The organism is Vibrio sp. 03-59-1 (genome assembly GCF_013114135.1).
Lineage (GTDB): Bacteria > Pseudomonadota > Gammaproteobacteria > Enterobacterales > Vibrionaceae > Vibrio > Vibrio cortegadensis.
This window is the reverse complement of record NZ_VTYA01000003.1, coordinates 50192-70573: the sequence shown is the minus strand read 5'-3', so window position 1 is coordinate 70573 and position 20382 is coordinate 50192. Positions and strand designations below refer to the sequence as shown.

The following is a 20382-nucleotide window of genomic DNA, read 5'->3' as shown; positions in this document are numbered from 1 at the left end:
ACAAACAATAACAAAAATAATAATGTACGGAGTTTTTCATGCTGCTACTGACTAACCATATTGGCTATGAAGCAAATGGCCCTAAACAGGCTATTTTGCTTACTAAAAAGGAGCGCTTATCTAATGATATCGCTTTATTGGTTTGTGCTGATAATCATACAACGGTAGCGAGTTACCATTTAATTCAACATGGCCAAGTCGCAGAATGGCACCAAGGTCAGTTCTATCACTTAGATTTCTCAATTCATACTCGCCCTGGTCGTTACTATTTAAAATTTGATCACATCCGTTCTGAAGTATTTGAAATTGGGACTAGCGTTCTTATGCAGCGTACTTTTTCTGATTTATTACACTACTTTAAGTCTCAACGCTGTGGTGGCACCTTTGATCAACAAGATCATAATGCCCCACTTTATAACTCGAATGAAACCGTTGATGTGCACGGTGGTTGGTACGACGCTTCCGGCGATGTGAGTAAGTATTTAAGCCATCTGTCATACGCGAACTACTTAAACCCGCAGCAAATTCCAATGGTGGTTTGGAACATGCTAAAGGGAAATACACTTTTATCGAAACACTCAGAGTTTGCTGCATTTTCGCGCACCCGCCTTAAGGAAGAGGCTCTGTTTGGTGCTGATTTTCTTGTTCGTATGCAGCACTCTGATGGTTTCTTTTTCACTACTGTTTTTGATAAGTGGAGCAAAGACATTTCCCAACGAGAAATCTGTTCATACACCACTCAAGCCGGTCATAAAAACAGTGCCTACCAAGCAGGTTTTAGACAAGGTGGCGGAGTCTCCATTGCAGCTCTCGCCGCTGCGTCTTCTTTAGATATTCATGGTGAATATACTCAACAAACTTACCAAGAAACCGCCGAAAAAGGCTACTGGCACCTAAAAGAGTTCAACACTCGCTACATAGACGATGGCGTCGAAAACATTATTGATGAGTACTGTGCCCTGCTCGCTAGTGTCGAGCTTTTCCGAGCAACTAATGATAGTAAATACCTTGTCGAATCCAGAGATTGGGCTCAGCGGTTAAGCCAACGTCAACAGTCAGATGAAAATAATCAACACTTCTGGTCTGCCAACAATGATGGTTCTCGACCTTATTTTCATGCCGCAGAGGCTGGTTTACCGGTTATCGCCCTATGCGAATACTTAACAATCGAAACTCAAGTGATGTTCAGCCAACCAATCAAAAAAGTGATTCAAAACGCTTGTCATTTTGAAATAAACATCACGAACAAAGTGACCAATCCTTTTGGTTACCCTCGCCAATATGTTAAATCAGTAAACAGTGCCAAACGAGATGCTTTTTTTGTGGCTCACGACAATGAGTCTGGTTACTGGTGGCAAGGTGAGAATGCTCGCTTAGGTTCACTTGCATCTATGGCTTACCTCGCTCAAGAGCATTTGGATTGCCATGATCTAAAAACACAATTAACGCAATTTGCTCAAAACGCATTGAACTGGATTGTCGGCCTTAACCCTTACGATATGTCGATGCTGGATGGTCATGGAAAAAATAACCCTGACTACCTCCCTCAATTGGGCTTCTTTAATGCTAAGGGTGGTATTTGTAACGGCATAACTGCTGGTTTTGATAACGAAGAAGACATTGCTTTTAATCCTCTCGGTCAAAAAGACGACATGCTACAGAACTGGCGCTGGGGCGAACAATGGATCCCTCATGGCGCTTGGTACCTGCTGGCAATTATGACGCAATTTAATCACACCTCATATTCACAATCAGAGGAACTCTCATAATGAGCTTTTACTATGTTGGTATTGATGGCGGTGGTACTTCATGTCGCGCGCGAATCCGTAACTCTGTGGGGAGTTTAATTGGCGAAGCTAAAAGTGGCAGTGCCAATATTTTACTCGGCGTTGATGTGGCCATGGCTTCGATTCTTCAAGCAATCAAAGAAGCAGCCCTGCAAGGTGGGTTATCCGAATCCAACTTTTCACAAATGCATGTTGGGCTTGCCCTTGCGGGTGCCGAACAAAAATCAGCATGGAAAGCGTTCATGGAACAGCACCACCCTTTTGCCAGCGTCACACTCAATACTGACGCTTATGGTGCTTGTATTGGTGCGCATAACGGTGACAACGGCGCCATCATGATTGCAGGGACTGGTTCATGTGGCATCTATCTACAAGATGGACAGCAGCATGTTGTTGGCGGGCGCGAATTCCCAATTTCAGATCAAGGAGGTGGCGCGGTCATGGGCCTCCACCTTATCCAACAGGTGTTACTCGCTGAAGATGGCATTCGTGAAAAGACACCACTATCAGAACATGTGATGGCGCACTTCAATAATAGTATTGATGACATTGTAGCTTGGTCAAAACAAGCGATTCCTCGAGATTATGGACAGTTTTCTCCTGCGATTTTTGAATTTGCCCTTCAAGCAGATCCACTCGCACTAGAGATGTTGCAACAAACGGCAACAGACATAGAGATGTTTTTAATGGCATTAAATAGACGCGGTGCTACGCGTATCTGTTTAATGGGAAGTATTGCTGAACGGATTGTGAAATGGCTTTCTCCTCCGGTTCAGCAATGGATCGTTGAGCCTCAATTCGATGCGATTGAAGGTGCAATTATGTTCGCGGGAAAACCCGAACATAACTTGTATTGATAAGCGATGAGATCTTAGGAGTAAGTATGGATTATCGTATTGATTTAGCGGTTCTTTCAGAACAGAAACAGAACTGCCGATTTGGATTAACACTACACAATTTAAGCGATCAAGATCTAACAGATTGGTCTCTGCATTTTGCTTTTGACCGATTTATTCAAGTTGATAGTTTGTCGCAAGGTGTACTAGAGCAAATCGGTTGTTACTGTTCAGTCACGCCCGATGTCGCGACTCTCAAAGCTAACCATCATTTCTATTGTGAATTTAGTGTACAAACCGCCCCATTCCGCTTTCTGACTGATGGGTTCAATGACGCTTTTATTCAAATCAATCGTTCAAATAGCCACAACACTGAGAATAAAGAGCTGCTTCCTGTAGTGATCACCCCTATCGTTCTCGCTTCACCTTATCGGGAACGGGAAGATATTCCTGAAGTAGAAGCCAACAAAGTCGCGCTGATCCCACAGCCCAATAAATCCAACTTTTTTGATGGATATTACCGACTCTCAAGTGATAGCCAGATAACCCTAAAAGCATCGCATGCCGATCATGCTGCAACTTGGTTACAAGAAGAGCTAGAGCACTTGTTCGAGTATCACTTCAAAGCGATTGGTAAAGGCGATGTTTTATTTAGAAGTAATCCGACTTTAGACGAAGGTCAGTACGTACTGAATGTTGATCGTCAAGGCATTCGATTAGAGTCAGGCACTCCGCTTGGATTCACACATGCTTGCGCAACACTATTACAACTCATAACTCGTGATAGCGACGGCCAAGGGCTCTCTGTACCTTACTGCAAAATATCTGACTCACCACGCTTTCGTTACCGTGGCATGATGCTCGACTGCGCGCGACATTTTCATCCAGTTGATCAAGTAAAACGCTTAATCAACCACCTTGCTCATTACAAATTCAACACCTTCCATTGGCACCTAACGGATGACGAAGGATGGCGAATCGAAATTAAAGCATTCCCACAATTAACTGAGATTGGAGCATGGCGCGGAGTAAATGAAAGAATCGAACCGCAATATACAAACCTAGCAACTCGGTATGGTGGGTTCTACACGCAACAAGAGATCAAAGATGTCATCGCCTATGCTGAGATGCGCGGAATCACTGTCATTCCAGAAATTGATATTCCCGGTCACTGTCGCGCGGCGATTAAATCATTACCTGAATTATTAGTCGATACAGACGACACCACCGCTTATCGCAGCATTCAGCACTATTCAGACAATGTGCTTAACCCTGCACTTGAAGGTACATATCAATTTTTAGATGCCGTTATTGAAGAAGTAGCGCAATTATTCCCAGCGACTTTCATTCATATGGGAGCCGATGAAGTACCTAATGGCGTTTGGACTCAGAGTCAAAAATGCCAAGACTTAATGCAAGAGCATGGCTATCAAGATACCAAAGAGTTACAAGGGCATCTCTTCCGCTATGCCGAGAAAAAACTCAAAGCTTTAGGCAAACGCATGGTCGGATGGGAAGAAGCTCAGCATGGCAACAAAGTCAGTAAAGACACGGTTATCTACTCATGGTTGAGTGAAGAAGCGGCAGTAAATTGCGCGAGACAAGGCTTTGATGTCGTATTGCAACCCGCGCAATACACCTATCTCGACATGACACAAGACTATGCGCCAGAAGAACCAGGTGTGGATTGGGCCTGCGTGATCCCACTCCTTCAAGCTTACCACTATGAGCCTCTCGCTGAGATTCCAGAGTCGGACCCGATAAGGAAACGGATTTTAGGTATCCAATGCGCTTTATGGTCTGAAATCATCAATAATCAGTCTCGCATGGACTACATGGTTTTCCCCCGTTTAACGGCAATGGCAGAAGCGTGCTGGACAGAAAAACCAAACCGAGATTGGCACTGTTATCTCTCTCGATTAAAAGGACATTTGCCTTTGCTCTCAAAGCAAGGTGTGAACTTCCGCTCCCCTTGGAAAAACTAACGACGTCTAGAAAAAGATTCTAGAACGATACTAATTGTGAATTTTTAGCTGCCCATTATCCATTGCAGCTTGTTAAAAAGGAAAAGACCATGAAATACGGCTATTTCGATAATGAAAATCGTGAATACGTCATTACACGACCTGACGTACCTGCACCTTGGACAAATTATTTAGGGACCGAGAAATTTTGTACCGTTATTTCACACAATGCTGGGGGGTATTCGTTCTATAACTCCCCTGAACACAATCGCGTCACTAAGTTTCGTCCAAACGCATCATTTGATCGTCCAGGACACTATGTTTACCTCCGCGATGATGAAACTGGCGATTACTGGTCAATTTCATGGCAACCCGTTGCAAAAAGCTTAGATGAAGCAAGTTATGAAGTTCGTCATGGTTTGTCATATTCAAAGTTCAAATGTGATTACAACGGTATTCAAGCAACTAAAACACTATTTGTACCAAAAGGTGAAGATGCGGAAGTTTGGGATGTGGTCTTAAAAAATACCAGCGATAAGCCGCGTACCATCAGTGCATTTTCATTTGTGGAGTTCTCATTTAGCCACATTCAATCAGACAATCAAAATCACCAGATGTCACTTTACTCGGCTGGTACTGAATATAAAGATGGAGTGATTGAATACGATCTTTACTACAACACCAATGATTTTGAAGGCTTCTACTATTTAGCCTCTACATTCTCTCCAGATAGCTACGATGGCCAGCGTGATAACTTCTTAGGAGCTTACCGTGATGAAGCGAACCCCATTGCAGTTGAACAAGGTAAGTGCTCAAACAGCGCACAAACTTGTTACAACCACTGTGGTTCACTGCATAAACAGTTCGTAATTCAACCCGGAGAAGAGGTTCGCTTTGCTTACATTCTAGGTTTAGGCAAAGGGAATGGCGCAAAACTTCGTAAAAAGTATCAAGATCCAACCAATATCGATGCGGCATTTGCTGGCATTAAAGATCACTGGGAGCAACGTTGTAATAAATTCCAAGTGAAATCACCAAATGAAGGCTTGGATACCATGATCAACACATGGACGCTTTATCAAGCGGAAACCTGTGTTGTTTGGTCGCGCTTTGCCTCTTTTATCGAGGTTGGAGGACGTACTGGCCTTGGTTATCGTGACACGGCTCAAGACGCAATCTCTGTTCCCCACTCAAACCCAAGCATGACACGTAAGCGTTTAGTTGATCTATTAAGAGGCCAAGTAAAAGCGGGTTACGGTTTACACCTATTTGATCCTGATTGGTTTGATCCTGAGAAAGCTGACGTGGAGCCATCGAAATCACCAACAGTTGTCCCAACGCCAAGTGATGAAGATAAGATCCATGGTATTGACGATACCTGTTCTGATGATCACCTATGGATCGTTCCAACTATCTGTAAATACGTGATGGAAACAGGCGAAGAGAATTTCTTTGATGAAGAGATCCCATACGCTGATAGTGGCATCGCAACAGTCTATGATCATATGAAAGCGGCGCTAGACTTCTCGGCACAATACGTCGGTAATACAGGTATCTGTAAAGGTTTGCGTGCCGACTGGAATGACTGTCTGAACCTAGGTGGCGGTGAGTCATCGATGGTCTCTTTCCTTCACTACTGGGCACTACAAGAATTTATCGACCTAGCAAAATATCTTGGCCGTAATGACGATGTAGATGCATACACCACAATGGCAGAGGGCGTACGCCAAGCTTGTGAAACCCACTTATGGGATGATGAAGGGGGTTGGTATATACGCGGTCTAACCAAAGATGGCGACAAAATTGGTACCGCACAGCAGACCGAAGGCCGTATCCATCTAGAGTCGAACACTCTGGCAGTACTGTCTGGTGCCGTATCACAAGAGCGCGGTGAAATCGCAATGAACTCTGTCGATGAACACCTCTACTCAGAATATGGCCTGCACCTTAACTCACCTTCATTCTCCACCCCCAACGATGATATTGGTTTTGTTACCCGTGTTTATCAAGGTGTAAAAGAGAACGGCGCGATTTTCTCCCACCCTAACCCGTGGGCATGGGTTGCTGAAGCCAAGCTTGGTCGCGGAGATCAAGCGATGAAGTTCTATGACGCTCTAAACCCATACAATCAAAACGACATGATTGAAACTCGCTACGCTGAACCATACTCATACGTACAGTTCATCATGGGACGTGATCACCAAGACCATGGGCGAGCAAACCACCCATGGCTAACCGGAACTTCAGGTTGGGCTTACTTCGCCGTGACCAACTTTATGCTTGGTGTTCGCCTTGGTTTTGATGGCCTTGTGATTGACCCGTGTGTGCCAAATGCATGGCCTGGTTTTGAAGTTCGCCGTGAATGGCGCGATGCGGTTTATAACATCGAAGTACAAAATCCAGACTCAGTGAGCAAAGGCGTAAAAACCATCACGCTAAATGGCGAGGTGGTCGAAGGTGCAATTCCAGCACAGCCACAAGGGAGCGTTAACCACGTTGTCGTAATACTAGGCTAATTTTTAGGGGGAGAATCATCCCCCTACTTTTAATTTTTGCTCGTTAGAGCGTGAGAGAGATAGGATGTCTACTATGATCAAGTTTGGTACAGGTGGCTGGCGCGCCTTTATTGGTGAAGAGTTTACGAAAGACAATGTTCGTCTTGTTGCTCAATCTGTTGCCAATATCATGTTAAATGAACAAGTGGCAGATAAAGGGTTTATTATCGGCTATGACCGTCGATTTTTATCGGATAAAGCCGCAAGTTGGTTTGCTGAGGTACTCGCCGCAAATGGCATTAAAGTCAGCTTCATTAATCGATTTGTCCCAACGCCAATCGTAATGTTTAAAGCGAAAGAGATGGGCTGTGCCTACTCAGCTTGTATTACGGCTTCACATAATCCTGCCGATTACAACGGTATAAAAATCTTCATTGAAGGTGGGCGCGATGCTGACGAAATTATTACTCAAAAAATTGAAGACCAGATAGCTAATTTAGAATTGAGTGATGTAAAATCCGTCGATTTTGAACAAGCTATCAACGATAAATCCATTGAAATCATCAACCCGATGAATGAATTTGTTGACTCAATCATCGACTTTATCGATATCGAATCAATCAAAAAAGCGAACCTTAGAGTATTGATTGACCCAATGTTTGGAGTTGCGAAAAATGCATTACAAACCGTTCTGATCAATGGCCGCTGTGATGTCGATGTGATTAACGATGGCAAAAACCCTGACTTTGGAGGCTTGATGCCTTCTCCTAATGCCTCAACCCTTTATCGTTTAAAGCACCTAGTGGCAGCGGAAGGTTACGACATTGGAATCGGTACCGATGGTGATGCAGACCGTTTAGGTATCATTGATGAAAAAGGTAACTTTATTCATCCTAATGAAGTCCTGATGCTGCTGTATTACTACTTGCTTGAGTACAAAGGATGGAAAGGGTCTGTGGTCAGAAATATCGCCACAACTCACTTACTTGATAAAATTGCCGCAGATCATGATGAAAAATGCTTTGAGGTTCCAGTGGGCTTTAAGCACATCAGTTCACAAATGGAAGCCGATGACTCACTTCTTGGTGGCGAGAGTTCTGGTGGTTTAACGATTCGAGGTCACATTAAAGGCAAAGATGGCGTCTTTGCATCAAGCTTGCTTGTCGAAATGATCAGCTCTACCGGGAAAAAATTATCGGAACTGCTTGATGAGATCTACAGCAAGTACGGTTACGCCTACACCGCCGAGGGCGACTGTACGTTCAAACCCGCTCAAAAAGAGGTGCTGTATGACAAGATTTATATTGAGAAAAAGCTGCCAGATTTTGAGTTCGAAATAGAAAAAGTGAGCTATGAAGATGGCGCAAAAGTTTACTTTAAAAACGGAGGTTGGGTCATTGCTCGCTTCTCTGGAACAGAACCACTGCTAAGAATTTTTTCTGAAATGGCAGATAAAGACACTGCAGAACGTGTTCTTCAACAAGTAAAAGACTTCCTCGCTTTGTAGGAGTTCTCACTTGTACACCTGCTCAATGAGCTCCCTATAGGTGAAGAGCACTTGCCCAGCGTGAATGCGCTGGGCCTTTTTCTATCTAGGCAATAACATTTCGGCTAATAGTATTTGGCTAATCACGTTTGAACTAATCATGTTGGAGCCATTATATTCAAACTCATTATATTTAAAGCAATCGCATTTGAAGAACTAGCCTTTTAGCTAAAAAGCTAACACGCCATTCATATCCACATGCACAGAGACCGCTTGCCCTATCACTAATGCCTCAGTTGAACTTGCGAGTAACCGATTACCATTTGCTTCAATAACATAACGGCAATGATCCCCCATGAAGTGCTGTTCTAACACAAAGACAGAACTCTCTTCCGTCGCTGTAATTTGGATATGTTGCGGGCGAAGTAACAACTCACATTCAGCATTAATTGCGACCTCTGTTTTGATTTGAGCTTCGACGACACCCAGTGCCGTTTGAAACTCGGTCAAAGAGATTCGTGTTGCAGACACATAGCTTCCGCCACCAAGAAAATCTGCCACAAACTTACTTGAAGGTTGATAGTACAACTCCGAAGCCGTGCCGTACTGTTCAATGACACCATGATTCATCACCGCCATTTTATCAGCAAAAGCGAACGCTTCCTCTCTAGAGTGAGTCACAAAAATTGCGGTGACACCCTGCTTTTTAAAAATCTTACGGATCTGACTAATTAGCTCATGACGGACTTGAGTATCAATATTGGAAAACGGTTCATCAAGCAACAATAGATCGGGTTTGTAAGCTAACGAACGAGCAATCGCCACACGCTGTTGCTGTCCACCAGACAACTGATGTGGGTATCGATCACCGTAACCGTCGAGGTGAACTAAACTCAACATCTCTTCGATCTTTTCGCGTCGAGACTCAGATGAGAGATCTCGCAAGCCAAACGCAATATTATCAGCCACCGTCAAATGAGGGAAAAGCGCATAGTCTTGAAAGATCATACCGATATTACGCTGCTCCGGAGGCAGCCAGTTTTCACCGTCATCAATCGTCAAACAGTTTAAACTCATCACGCCACTACTTAGTGGAAGCAAGCCTGCAATCGCTTTTAGTAAGGTCGTTTTGCCACAGCCACTCGCCCCTAAAAGACAAACAATTTCACCATGCTCAACATCCAAAGATAACGACTCTAATATTGTTTGAGAGTCATATTTACAGGTTAAGTTTTGAATCGATAATGCACAGCTCATTAGTGAGTTTTCTCCAAAGAACGGTTAACAATAACAAGAGGAATTAACCCCACTAAGACCAATAATACCGCAGGCAAAGCAGCAAGCTCTAAGTGCTCGTCTGATGCGTAGTTGTACACATAGGTGGCCAACGTTTCAAAGTTAAAAGGACGCAATAACAGAGCAGCATTAAGCTCTTTCATTGATTCAATAAACACTAATAAACCCGCAATCAATGCTCCACGCTTGATCAGTGGGAAATGCACCCGACGTAACATTTGGTTGGCGTTACATCCCATTGTTCTTGATGCCATATCAAGTGAGGGGGATACTTTATTTAGGCTACTTTCAATACTGCCGATTGCCACCGCTGAAAAGCGCACAACAAGAGCAAAAATCAAAGCGAACATTGAACCAGAAAAAATAAGCCCAGGTCGTCCCCACTCCATGTATTTAGCGAAATCATTGATTGAGTGATCCATCACCAACACGGTTACCATAACCCCTATCGCCAGCACTGTTCCAGGGACAGCATAGCCCAGAGAAGAGAAACGCATAAATCCGAGACTAATACGGTTTGGACTTAGGCGATGGTAAAAATTCACAACCAATGCGACTAACACACCAAAAAACGCAGCTGAAAGAGAAACTTGCAAACTGTTTATCGCGTATTCACGAAACTCCGGCGTCCAGCTTTGAGCAAAATATTTGTACGCATAAATGATCAGTTGCATCAGTGGAAAAATGAAAGCAACGCCAACTAATCCCCAGCACCATACTAGGGCTAGCCACTTCTTCCAACCTTGTAATTCATAACGAAAGTCATCATGGCTGCTAAATTGATTCTGAAACAGTTTTTGCTTACGACGGCTATACCGCTCAGCACTTAATAGAATGATGACGATCACTAGCATTAAGGCAGAAATTTTAGCCGCAGCAGTTAAATTTGAATACCCAAGCCAAGTATCATATACCGCTGTCGTGAGCGTGCTGACCGCAAAATAACTCACCGTACCAAAATCCCCTAAGGTTTCCATTGCGACTAACGAAAGGGCAACAGCTATAGATGGGCGAACGAGAGGTAATGAAATTCGACGAAAGCTTTCCCAAGGAGAGCATTTAAGCAACCTTGCTGACTGCAACAAAGAGATGCTTTGCTCCATAAAAGCGGCACGGCATAGTAGGTAGACGTAAGGATATAACACTAACGAAAGGACAACTGTTGCCCCAGCCAATGTTCGAATATCAGGGAACCAGTACTCTCCGGGACCCCAACCTGTAATGTCCCGCAACCAGACTTGTATTGGACCGGCAAAATCAAACCAATCCGTAAAGATATAGCCAATAATATAACCCGGCATCGCCAGCGGCAGTACAAGTGCCCACTGCAACCATTTTTCGCTTGGGATACGGCACATCGCCATGATCCAAGCACTTGGAATACCAAAAATGAGAGAAAGGAACATCACCCCCACAACGAGCATGACGGTATTATAAGTATAGGTGGGCATCACTGTGGACATCAGATGAGAAAACACATCGTCAGTTTCACCAACAGCGGTATAGAAGATCGCTAAGATCGGCAAAACCAGTAATAGAGCAAGGCTCCCACTACTGGTTTTCCATAAAGAGTTTTTTTCTTTCATTGCCTAATTACATCAAGGCTATGAGACATATTTACCATGGCAAATACATCTCATACTCCTTTAAAAATAAGGGTACTGTTATACCCTTAGTTTCAATTAAAGGTCAAATTTCACTTCATCTAGAAGTTTAATCGCGTCTGCATGGTGTGATGCGATATCATCTAAAGATAGCTTATCGGCATTGAAATCACCCCATGAAGCTACAAGTTCAGAACGCTTAACGCCCACTTTTACAGGGTACTCATAGTTCACTTCTGCATACATCTGCTGAGCTACATCACCCGTTAGGAATTCCATTAGCTTAACTGCGTTGTCTTTGTTTGGTGCAAATTTAGCAAGAGCCATACCGCTGATATTAACGTGTGTGCCTTGAGCAGCTTGACCTGGGAAGTTAATATAAACTGAGTCTGCCCATGCTTTTTGATCTTTATCGTTAACCATCTTACCTAGGTAGTAGCTATTACCTAAAGAAACGTCACATAGACCTTCTTTAATCGCTTTTACTTGTGCGCGGTCGTTTCCTTGAGGCTTACGAGCTAAGTTTGCTTTCACACCCTCAAGCCATGCTTTTGTTTCAGCTTCACCTTTATGAGCAATCATTGATGAAACTAAAGAGACATTGTATGGGTGCTTACCACTACGTGTACAAATCTTGCCTTTGAATTCAGGATTAACTAGATCTGAGTAGTTAAATTCTTGACCTAATTTACCAACACGGTCACGTGATGAGTAAACATTACGTGTACGCAGTGTCAGAGCAAACCATTCATTTTCTTTATCTTGATATTGCGCAGGAACGTTCGCTTCGATAATTTTGCTTTCTACTGCTTGAACAAGGTTCTTGTTCGTCAATTCAGCAAGACGGCTGATATCCGTAGTTAATACAACGTCCGCTGGGCTGTATTCACCTTCTTGAGCTAACTTTTCTGCTAGGCCCTTTTTAGCAAACTTCACATTTACCTTGATGCCCGTTTCTTTAGTGAATTCTTTAAACATAGGCTCAACTAAGAAAGGTTGACGGTAAGAGTAGACGTTTACTTCTTCAGCAGCCATTGCAGTTGATGTTAATACGCTACAAGCGAGCGCTGAAAGAGTTAGCAGTTTTTTCATCATCGAGTTCCTTGAGTTTCGTAATGATAACGTTTATCAGTCGCGTTATTATATTCATCTTTATTTAGAATACAATGATCTGTGACAAAAAAACCTGCCAACTAATGACAGGTTTGTTATTAACTACGAAACAATAGCTGAAATTGTGATCTCTATTTCACAGTCACAAACTCAGGATAAGCCCCTACTCCACAATCGTGCATATCCATTCCTTCTTGCTCTTCGTCTTCTGTCACACGAATTCCCATTGTGGCTTTCAACACGGCCCATACTGCTAAACTCGCACCAAATACCCATGCAAAGATAACTGCAGCACCTAACAACTGAGTACCGAATGACGCATCAGCATTGCTAAACGGAACTACCATCAAGCCAAAGAAACCACATACGCCATGCACTGAAATCGCGCCAACCGGATCATCAACTTTCACTTTATCAAGAGCGATAATACTAAATACTACTAATGCACCCGCGCCAACACCAATCGCAACCGCATAGAGTGGCGACGGTGAAAGAGGATCTGCTGTGATTGCCACTAGACCTGCTAACGCACCATTCAATACCATTGTTAAGTCTGCTTTACCCCAAGTGGTTTTACATACTAGTAGTGCTGCAATCGCGCCAGCAGCCGCTGCTGCGTTCGTGTTTAAGAAGATTTGCCCCACAGCTGTCGCGTTCTCGAAATCTGAAACCATCAATTGAGAGCCGCCATTAAAACCGAACCAACCGAACCAAAGAATAAAGGTACCTAACGTTGCAAGTGGCATGTTTGAACCAGGAATCGGGTAAATTTCACCGTTCTTACCATATTTACCTTTACGAGCACCCAGTAGTAAAACGCCCGCTAACGCCGCAGCAGCACCAGCCATGTGTACGATACCTGAACCTGCGAAGTCACTGAAACCAGCCTCAGATAAGAAACCACCACCCCAAGTCCAGTAACCTTCCATTGGGTAGATAAACGCTGTCAGTACCACAGAGAAGATGAGGAATGACCAAAGCTTCATACGTTCAGCAACGGCACCCGATACCACAGACATAGCGGTTGCCACGAATACAACCTGGAAGAAGAAATCAGACTCTAGAGAGTGGTCTGCGCCTTCGCCTTGCGTGCCAATTAGAGTACCAAAGGAGGGTAACCAGCCGCCTTCACCGTTATCTACATACATAATGTTGTAACCAACGACTAAGAAAGTGGTACAAGCAATCGCGTACAAACAAATGTTCTTAGTTAAAATTTCTGTGGTGTTCTTTGAACGAACTAGGCCAGCTTCTAACATCGCGAAGCCTGCTGCCATCCACATGACTAACGCACCTGAAATGAGGAAGAAAAAAGTGTCTAGTGCGTAACGTAGTTCCGTTACTGTTGTTGTAAGTTCCATATTAAGTCTCCAATCCTTGTCTTTCTTTAAAGTGCTTCAGCATCCATTTCACCAGTACGAATTCGCACGGCTTGGCTTAGGTCATACACAAAAATCTTACCATCACCGATTTTTCCTGTATGAGCAGCCTTGGTAATCGCTTCAACCACTCGATCCACATTCTCAGCTTGAGTGGCGATTTCTAATTTAACCTTTGGCAAAAAGTCCACTTGATATTCAGCGCCACGATAAAGCTCTGTATGACCCTTTTGACGACCAAAGCCTTTTACTTCAGAAACCGTCATTCCTTCGATTCCAGCCTCCGCCAACGCTTCACGCACATCATCTAACTTGAATGGTTTCACTATCGCATTAATCAATTTCATATCGTTCCCTCGAAAATTATTCTTTTGACACTTTCTAATAATCAAGTTGCATGCCAAATCAATAACTCATTGATAAATAACAATTAGGTGCATTTTCATCGATATATAAAAAAAGAGCCGCACCAGTTCGGTGCAGCTCTTTCCCAAATATAATGCGCAATCCGCTATAGCTCCAAAGCAGTGCAAAACTTAATTTATCTTAGACATAACCAATAAAATCTTTCCAACGTTCAATCAATAACTCAAAATCTTCTAGGCCACAACTTGCGGTACTTTCACAGTTATAATAATCATATTCGCTATGCTGCTCTTCCAACTCAGCATCATGATCTAAACTATTTTCTTGAACGGTTACTTCATCTTCACAAATGACGAGGCTAATTTCTGTCCCTAATAATTTTTGTTCTTTCGACGTTCGCAGTTGAGCCTCATCAAGTAACGCACAGACTTGATCAATCTTCTGTCTATTGGTTCCAATCTCTTCTTGCAACCAACGACCAATAATCTCATGCCCCATGCTGCACTTTACGTAGTACTCACCCATTAAAGTGTTTCTTGTAAATTCGAATTCCATAAAGGCTCCACGCGCTAATCACAGACAGGGTAAAAAATGAGGCGAGAGTATATAGTGAAGTCACCAAGAGATCGAGTCACTCATCACCTAACATACAGACATAAAAAAACGCCTACCGAAGTAGACGCCCTATCATTTGGGTTCCTCTAAATAGTTGGAGTTGCAGCTAGGCGACAAGTACGTTCATCCCTATGAGCATAGAAGCTCTATGTGATTAGGGTGAACGTACGCAGTCAACAACGCTGCAGCTACAAATATAACGAGGAGCTAGGCTGGTTCTTGGAAAATAACAGTGTCTGCTTTTTCCGTGTACTGACCCATTTTATGGAAATTCAGATAACGGTATGTATCCGCAGCGGTCGCATTAATCTTCTCAGCGTACTCCAGGTACTCTTCTTTAGTTGGAATTCGACCTAGAATCGCACCAACAGCAGAAAGCTCAGCAGAAGCGAGATAAACGTTCGCCCCCGTACCCAAACGGTTCGGGAAGTTACGAGTAGACGTCGACATAACCGTAGAAGCATCAGCAACACGTGCTTGGTTACCCATACATAAAGAACAACCCGGAGTTTCAATACGCACCCCAGCACGACCGAAGATGCCGTAATAGCCCTCTTCTGTCAGTTGGTCTTTATCCATCTTAGTTGGCGGAGCCACCCATAGGCGAGTGTTTAGAGAACCATTGAACTCTTCAAGCATCTTACCTGCCGCACGGAAGTGACCGATATTCGTCATACAAGAGCCGATGAACACTTCTTGAATCTCAGTACCTTGAACGTCAGAAAGAAGACGAGCATCATCTGGATCGTTTGGTGCACATAGAATTGGCTGATCGATGTCAGCAAGGTCAATCTCAATAACATGAGCGTATTCCGCATCTGAATCAGCAGAGAGCAACTCAGGGTTCGCTAACCACTCTTCCATTGCCGTAATACGACGCTCAATCGTACGAACATCACCGTAACCTTCAGCAATCATCCACTTAAGCATAACGATGTTGGAGTTCAGGTACTCATCGATAGACTCTTGAGACAGCTTCACCGTACAACCTGCAGCAGAACGCTCAGCAGATGCATCAGAAAGCTCAAATGCTTGCTCAACAGATAAGTGCTCAACACCTTCAATTTCGAGTACACGACCAGAGAATTCGTTGATCTTACCCGCTTTCTCTACTGTCAGTAGACCTTGCTTGATACCGTAAAGAGGGATCGCATGTACGAGATCACGTAGCGTGATACCCGGTTGCATTTCGCCTTTAAAACGAACCAAGATAGATTCAGGCATATCAAGAGGCATAACACCTGTTGCCGCAGCAAATGCGACCAAGCCAGAGCCCGCAGGGAATGAAATACCTAATGGGAAACGAGTATGCGAGTCACCACCAGTACCAACAGTATCAGGAAGAAGCATGCGGTTTAGCCACGAGTGAATAACGCCATCACCCGGACGAAGTGAAACACCCGCACGGTTCATGATGAAATCAGGCAGCGTATGGTGAGTGTTTACATCGACTGGTTTCGGGTATGCAGATGTGTGACAGAAAGACTGCATAACAAGGTCTGCTGAGAAGCCAAGACAAGCAAGGTCTTTAAGCTCATCACGAGTCATAGGGCCTGTTGTATCTTGCGAGCCTACGGTTGTCATTTTAGGTTCACAGTACTGGCCAGCACGTACACCTTCAACGCCACATGCTTTACCTACCATTTTCTGAGCTAGCGTATAGCCTTTGTCAGAAGCTGAAGGGTCGATTGGTTTAGCAAATAAATCCGTTTCAGCGAGACCTAGAGCGTCACGTGCGCGGCCCGTTAAGCCACGACCAATGATAAGCGGAATACGACCACCAGCTCGCACTTCATCAAGAAGTACCTTGCTTAGTTCGAAGTTTGAAATCACAGAACCGTTTTTGTGAACAACACCTTCGTACGGGTAGATATCGATCACATCACCCATGTTCATGTCTTGTACGTTCAGTTCAATTGGTAGTGCGCCTGAGTCTTCCATTGTGTTGTAGAAGATTGGGGCAATTTTACCACCAAGACAAACACCGCCAGTACGCTTGTTTGGTACGAATGGGATATCTTCACCCATAAACCAAAGTACTGAGTTCGTTGCCGATTTACGTGAAGAACCTGTACCAACAACATCACCAACATAAGCCAGTGGAATGCCATCTTTTTGCATTTCTTCAATTTGAGTAATAGGACCAACGCTACCCTGTTCGTCAGGATTAATGCCTTCACGTTCCATCTTCAGCATCGCTTTTGCGTGCACTGGAATATCAGGGCGTGACCATGCATCAGGCGCAGGTGATAGGTCATCGGTGTTGGTTTCACCAGTGACTTTAAATACTTTAACCGTGATTTTTTCTGCGACTTTCTCTTTTGACGTAAACCATTCAGCATCAGCCCAAGATTGGAGTACTTGCTGCGCTGAAGCATTGCCTGCTTTCGCTTTCTCTTCTACGTCGTAGAACGCGTCAAACATCAGTAGAGTGTGGGACAGTGCTTTAACAGCGATTGGAGCAAGTTCGGCATCGTCTAGTAGAGAGACTAGAGATTCGATGTTGTAACCGCCTTGCATAGTGCCAAGCAGTTCTGCCGCTTTTGCTTTACTTACTAGTGGAGAAACGACTTCACCTTTAGTGATGGCCGTAAGGAAACCAGCTTTAACATAAGCAGCTTCATCTACACCCGGTGGAATACGGTTTTCTAGTAGGTCAAGAAGGAACGCTTCTTCACCTTGTGGCGGATTCTTAACCAGTTCAATTAATGCGGCTACTTGCTCAGCATCTAGTGGTCTCGGAACGACTCCTTCAGCAGCACGCTCTGCGACGTGTTTACGATAGGCTTCAAGCACGACTTTTTCCTCTCATTGCGGTTCCTCCCTCATTATTTACTCTTTTTATTAAAGAAAAAGGGAGTGAACATCCTTGGAAACTTGGCTCTCCTTTGCCATTGTCCATCACTCTAATCACATTGATGTACAACACCAGAGAGACCAAACGGTGGTGGGGAGAATAGCAAATTTAACGATAAATTAAAATCTTATCATTTTGACCAACATAGCAACTTAAGACTAAAGTTTTATAATTTCGGCCTATTAAGTCGTCAAATTTGCACTTCTGGTAATGGTTATTTAGACGGCGTTCCGATGATCAGATACACCGAGTCGAAATCCTCTTCTGTGCGTCCATAAGCAAACATCACAGGCCCAATAGGTGAATCGATGCCAGCAAAAATAGACGCGGCGTTATACATAGGAGCTTCATTTAGCTTCAGTGAATTATCCGTCCAAACGCCTCCTCTTTCGATAGACGCCCCTAAGTAGACAGGGGATTCAAACAGACCGAAGTCATTGTCAAACCAGCGGTAACGATACACTAGGCTTGCAAAAGCTTTGTTCTGTCCGATGAGGCTATTTCTTGAGATACCCGATAAATTTAAGAAACCGCCTAACTCCCGAGGATCGATCGGGACTAGTGAGTTTTTACTTTCTACGACACCATATTCCGCTTTTGCGACCAAAGTATGTCGTTCATAGCTTCTTGCGGCTTGCAATTCAGCCGATATTTCATAAACCGTATCGGTGATATCTTCTGAAGAGTCGTCAACGTAACCATTGGTATCATCATGTGAAATCAAGTATTCAAGATCAATATATAGCCCTTTTGTTGGTAAACTATAGTGATCTAATGTGTCCAATCGGTAACTGACAAACCCACCAATTCGGGTAAACGTGAAATCACCAAGAGAGGGTAATGTCGAATATTCCGCCGAGCCATCGGTATAGCGAGCACCGATGGTAAACTCTTGCCACAATGCGGCTTGATATCCTAGCTCAAATTCTCCAACCACCTCTTGAAAGGTGACAGGCAAATAATCACGAGAACCTTCTAAACTCATGTCATCAAAACCGTCCAAAGGGATATTTCGGTTTTGATTGCTATATATCAGTTTGGTAGACGTAAAAAGCTTTTGCCCAGAAAGAATCGGTGAAAAAAATTCGGCTTCAATTCGTTTGTCTGTCCCCATCTCTAGGTTGGTTCGCAGCTCTGCACCATGAGAGTTAATATCGGTAAAGTTACTGGAAAGTCCGATGGAATACTGGCTTTTAGTTGCGAAATCATCCTCAAGGAAAAATCTGAAATTGACGTAATTTGGCCCCCAAGATTTCTCATCAACATCAAAGATAACTTGATTTACACCATCGACTTGATCGTAACGGTAAGTGATCAATTCAAATCGGTCTAATGCATAAAGATCTTGAACACTTTTCTCTATTTCACCCGTTTTCAGAATCCGTCCTGGCTTTAAATCTAAACGGTTAGCGAGAAGCTTGTCACTGTAGTGAGTCTCATTGTTCACCACTATCTCATCGACAACGGTTTCATCACCAAATTGCAACGTCTTTCTGCGATCTTGTATCTGATCGATATAGATTTGATAGTTTCGATTTGAAAGCGATAACGCCGCTAATTTATCTTTCACTTTGAGAGTTTCTAAATAACCCTTTTGGTAAGCGTCCGGCATTTTATCAAATTCAGTGGTCTCCATATCCCCAACATCTGGTTGGATATAAAAATCATCATCAGTCAGCGTTTCAGCTTGCTTGTGAGTGCTACGACGAACTAGATAATTGGAAAGCTGATCCGCAGCCGTTAAAAACGTCGTAAAATCATCCTCCCCTTTATAATCCGTACTAATATCAACCGCGATAACAATATCAGCCCCCATTGCACGAGCAACGTCGACAGGCATATTATTGGTGACGCCACCATCGACAAGCATCTGTCCATTGACTTCATACGGAGGCAGCGCACCAGGAACCGACATACTCGACATCATGGCATCGACCAAATAGCCGTCTTTCATGATCACTTGTTGTAGTTCTATGATATCGGTAGAGACAGAACGATAAGGGATCACAAGATCATCAAATGAGTCAAACGGCGGCAAGTTACCTGTCGTTTCCCTCAAAATGCGTAACATATTTTGCCCTTGCACTACCCCTTTTGGTGCTCGAACTTCTCCCCAACGTAATCCTATGTCGGTTGTGAGTTGATATCTATCTTCATACTCTTTATCTCGTACACGACGTTGGCTACGGTCCACACGGTCTCGATATCCAGAATTCCAATTGATGGTATAGACAAAGCTTTCAATTTCATCTGCACTCATTCCCATCGCGTACAAGCCGCCTACATAGGCTCCCATACTGGTTCCTGCAATGTAATCAACAGGGATTTGCATCTCTTCAAGTGCTTTCAATACACCAATATGAGCCGCTCCCTTCGCACCACCGCCTGCTAATACAACAGCAACCTTAGGGCGCGATGCTTCCTTTTCAGAAACGTCTAATGCCCATGCACTAGAGGCTGGCAGTAAACTGCTCAATATTAATAGGAATCCTAAATTGTACTGACGCGCCATTCCAAAATCCTTATATAAAAGTACGTTTTTACTTACCTATGCGAAAAAGCTTTAATGCAAAATAGTTCTTAT

The 20382-nt window shown here is 43.7% G+C and carries 13 protein-coding genes; 5 read left to right on the top strand and 8 right to left on the bottom strand.

What is annotated here, in order from left to right:
• Positions 1–38 precede the first annotated feature (38 nt).
• The 5 genes from F0249_RS03805 to F0249_RS03785 all read left to right on the top strand — a co-directional run bounded on the left by F0249_RS03805 (position 39) and on the right by F0249_RS03785 (position 8589).
• Complete coding sequence (locus tag F0249_RS03805; protein ID WP_171755929.1) at positions 39–1769, top strand: glycoside hydrolase family 9 protein; 1731 nt, start codon at positions 39–41, stop codon at positions 1767–1769.
• Positions 1769–2644, top strand: a complete 876-nt coding sequence (locus F0249_RS03800) for an N-acetylglucosamine kinase (RefSeq protein WP_017054134.1) — start codon at positions 1769–1771, stop codon at positions 2642–2644. Before F0249_RS03805 ends, F0249_RS03800 begins: the two co-directional genes overlap by 1 nt.
• Positions 2645–2670: 26 nt before the next feature.
• Positions 2671–4608 (top strand): beta-N-acetylhexosaminidase, encoded by a 1938-nt coding sequence (locus F0249_RS03795; protein WP_171755928.1) that lies wholly within the window; start codon positions 2671–2673, stop codon positions 4606–4608.
• 89 nt (positions 4609–4697) lie between these two features.
• Positions 4698–7103, top strand: a complete 2406-nt coding sequence (locus tag F0249_RS03790; RefSeq protein ID WP_171755927.1) for a N,N'-diacetylchitobiose phosphorylase — start codon at positions 4698–4700, stop codon at positions 7101–7103.
• A gap of 73 nt (positions 7104–7176) precedes the next feature.
• Positions 7177–8589 (top strand): phosphoglucomutase/phosphomannomutase family protein, encoded by a 1413-nt coding sequence (locus F0249_RS03785; protein ID WP_171756015.1) that lies wholly within the window; start codon positions 7177–7179, stop codon positions 8587–8589.
• A gap of 207 nt (positions 8590–8796) precedes the next feature.
• On the opposite strand, the gene F0249_RS03780 is transcribed toward F0249_RS03785, so the two are convergent.
• The 8 genes from F0249_RS03780 to F0249_RS03745 form a co-directional block, all read right to left on the bottom strand.
• Positions 8797–9825 (bottom strand): ABC transporter ATP-binding protein, encoded by a 1029-nt coding sequence (locus F0249_RS03780; protein ID WP_113799227.1) that lies wholly within the window; start codon positions 9823–9825, stop codon positions 8797–8799.
• A complete protein-coding gene (locus F0249_RS03775) occupies positions 9825–11450 on the bottom strand; it encodes an iron ABC transporter permease (RefSeq protein WP_017054139.1) in 1626 nt (541 codons plus the stop codon). Before F0249_RS03775 ends, F0249_RS03780 begins: the two co-directional genes overlap by 1 nt.
• Positions 11451–11546: 96 nt before the next feature.
• A complete protein-coding gene (locus tag F0249_RS03770) occupies positions 11547–12560 on the bottom strand; it encodes a Fe(3+) ABC transporter substrate-binding protein (protein WP_136995561.1) in 1014 nt (337 codons plus the stop codon).
• Between the two features lie 152 nt (positions 12561–12712).
• Positions 12713–13942 (bottom strand): ammonium transporter, encoded by a 1230-nt coding sequence (locus tag F0249_RS03765; RefSeq protein ID WP_171755926.1) that lies wholly within the window; start codon positions 13940–13942, stop codon positions 12713–12715.
• A gap of 26 nt (positions 13943–13968) precedes the next feature.
• Positions 13969–14307: a P-II family nitrogen regulator gene (locus F0249_RS03760; RefSeq protein WP_017054142.1), complete on the bottom strand. Its 339-nt coding sequence runs from the start codon at positions 14305–14307 to the stop codon at positions 13969–13971.
• A 199-nt stretch (positions 14308–14506) separates the two neighbouring features.
• Positions 14507–14881, bottom strand: coding sequence for a YacL family protein (locus tag F0249_RS03755; RefSeq protein ID WP_113799235.1), 375 nt, complete (start codon positions 14879–14881; stop codon positions 14507–14509).
• A 267-nt stretch (positions 14882–15148) separates the two neighbouring features.
• Entirely contained in the window at positions 15149–17737 is a 2589-nt protein-coding gene (acnB, locus tag F0249_RS03750; protein WP_171755925.1) for a bifunctional aconitate hydratase 2/2-methylisocitrate dehydratase, read from the bottom strand.
• A 275-nt stretch (positions 17738–18012) separates the two neighbouring features.
• The gene (locus tag F0249_RS03745; RefSeq protein WP_171755924.1) at positions 18013–20310 is read right to left on the bottom strand and encodes a patatin-like phospholipase family protein; all 2298 of its coding nucleotides are present in this window, start codon (positions 20308–20310) and stop codon (positions 18013–18015) included.
• Between the last annotated feature and the right edge of the window lie 72 nt (positions 20311–20382).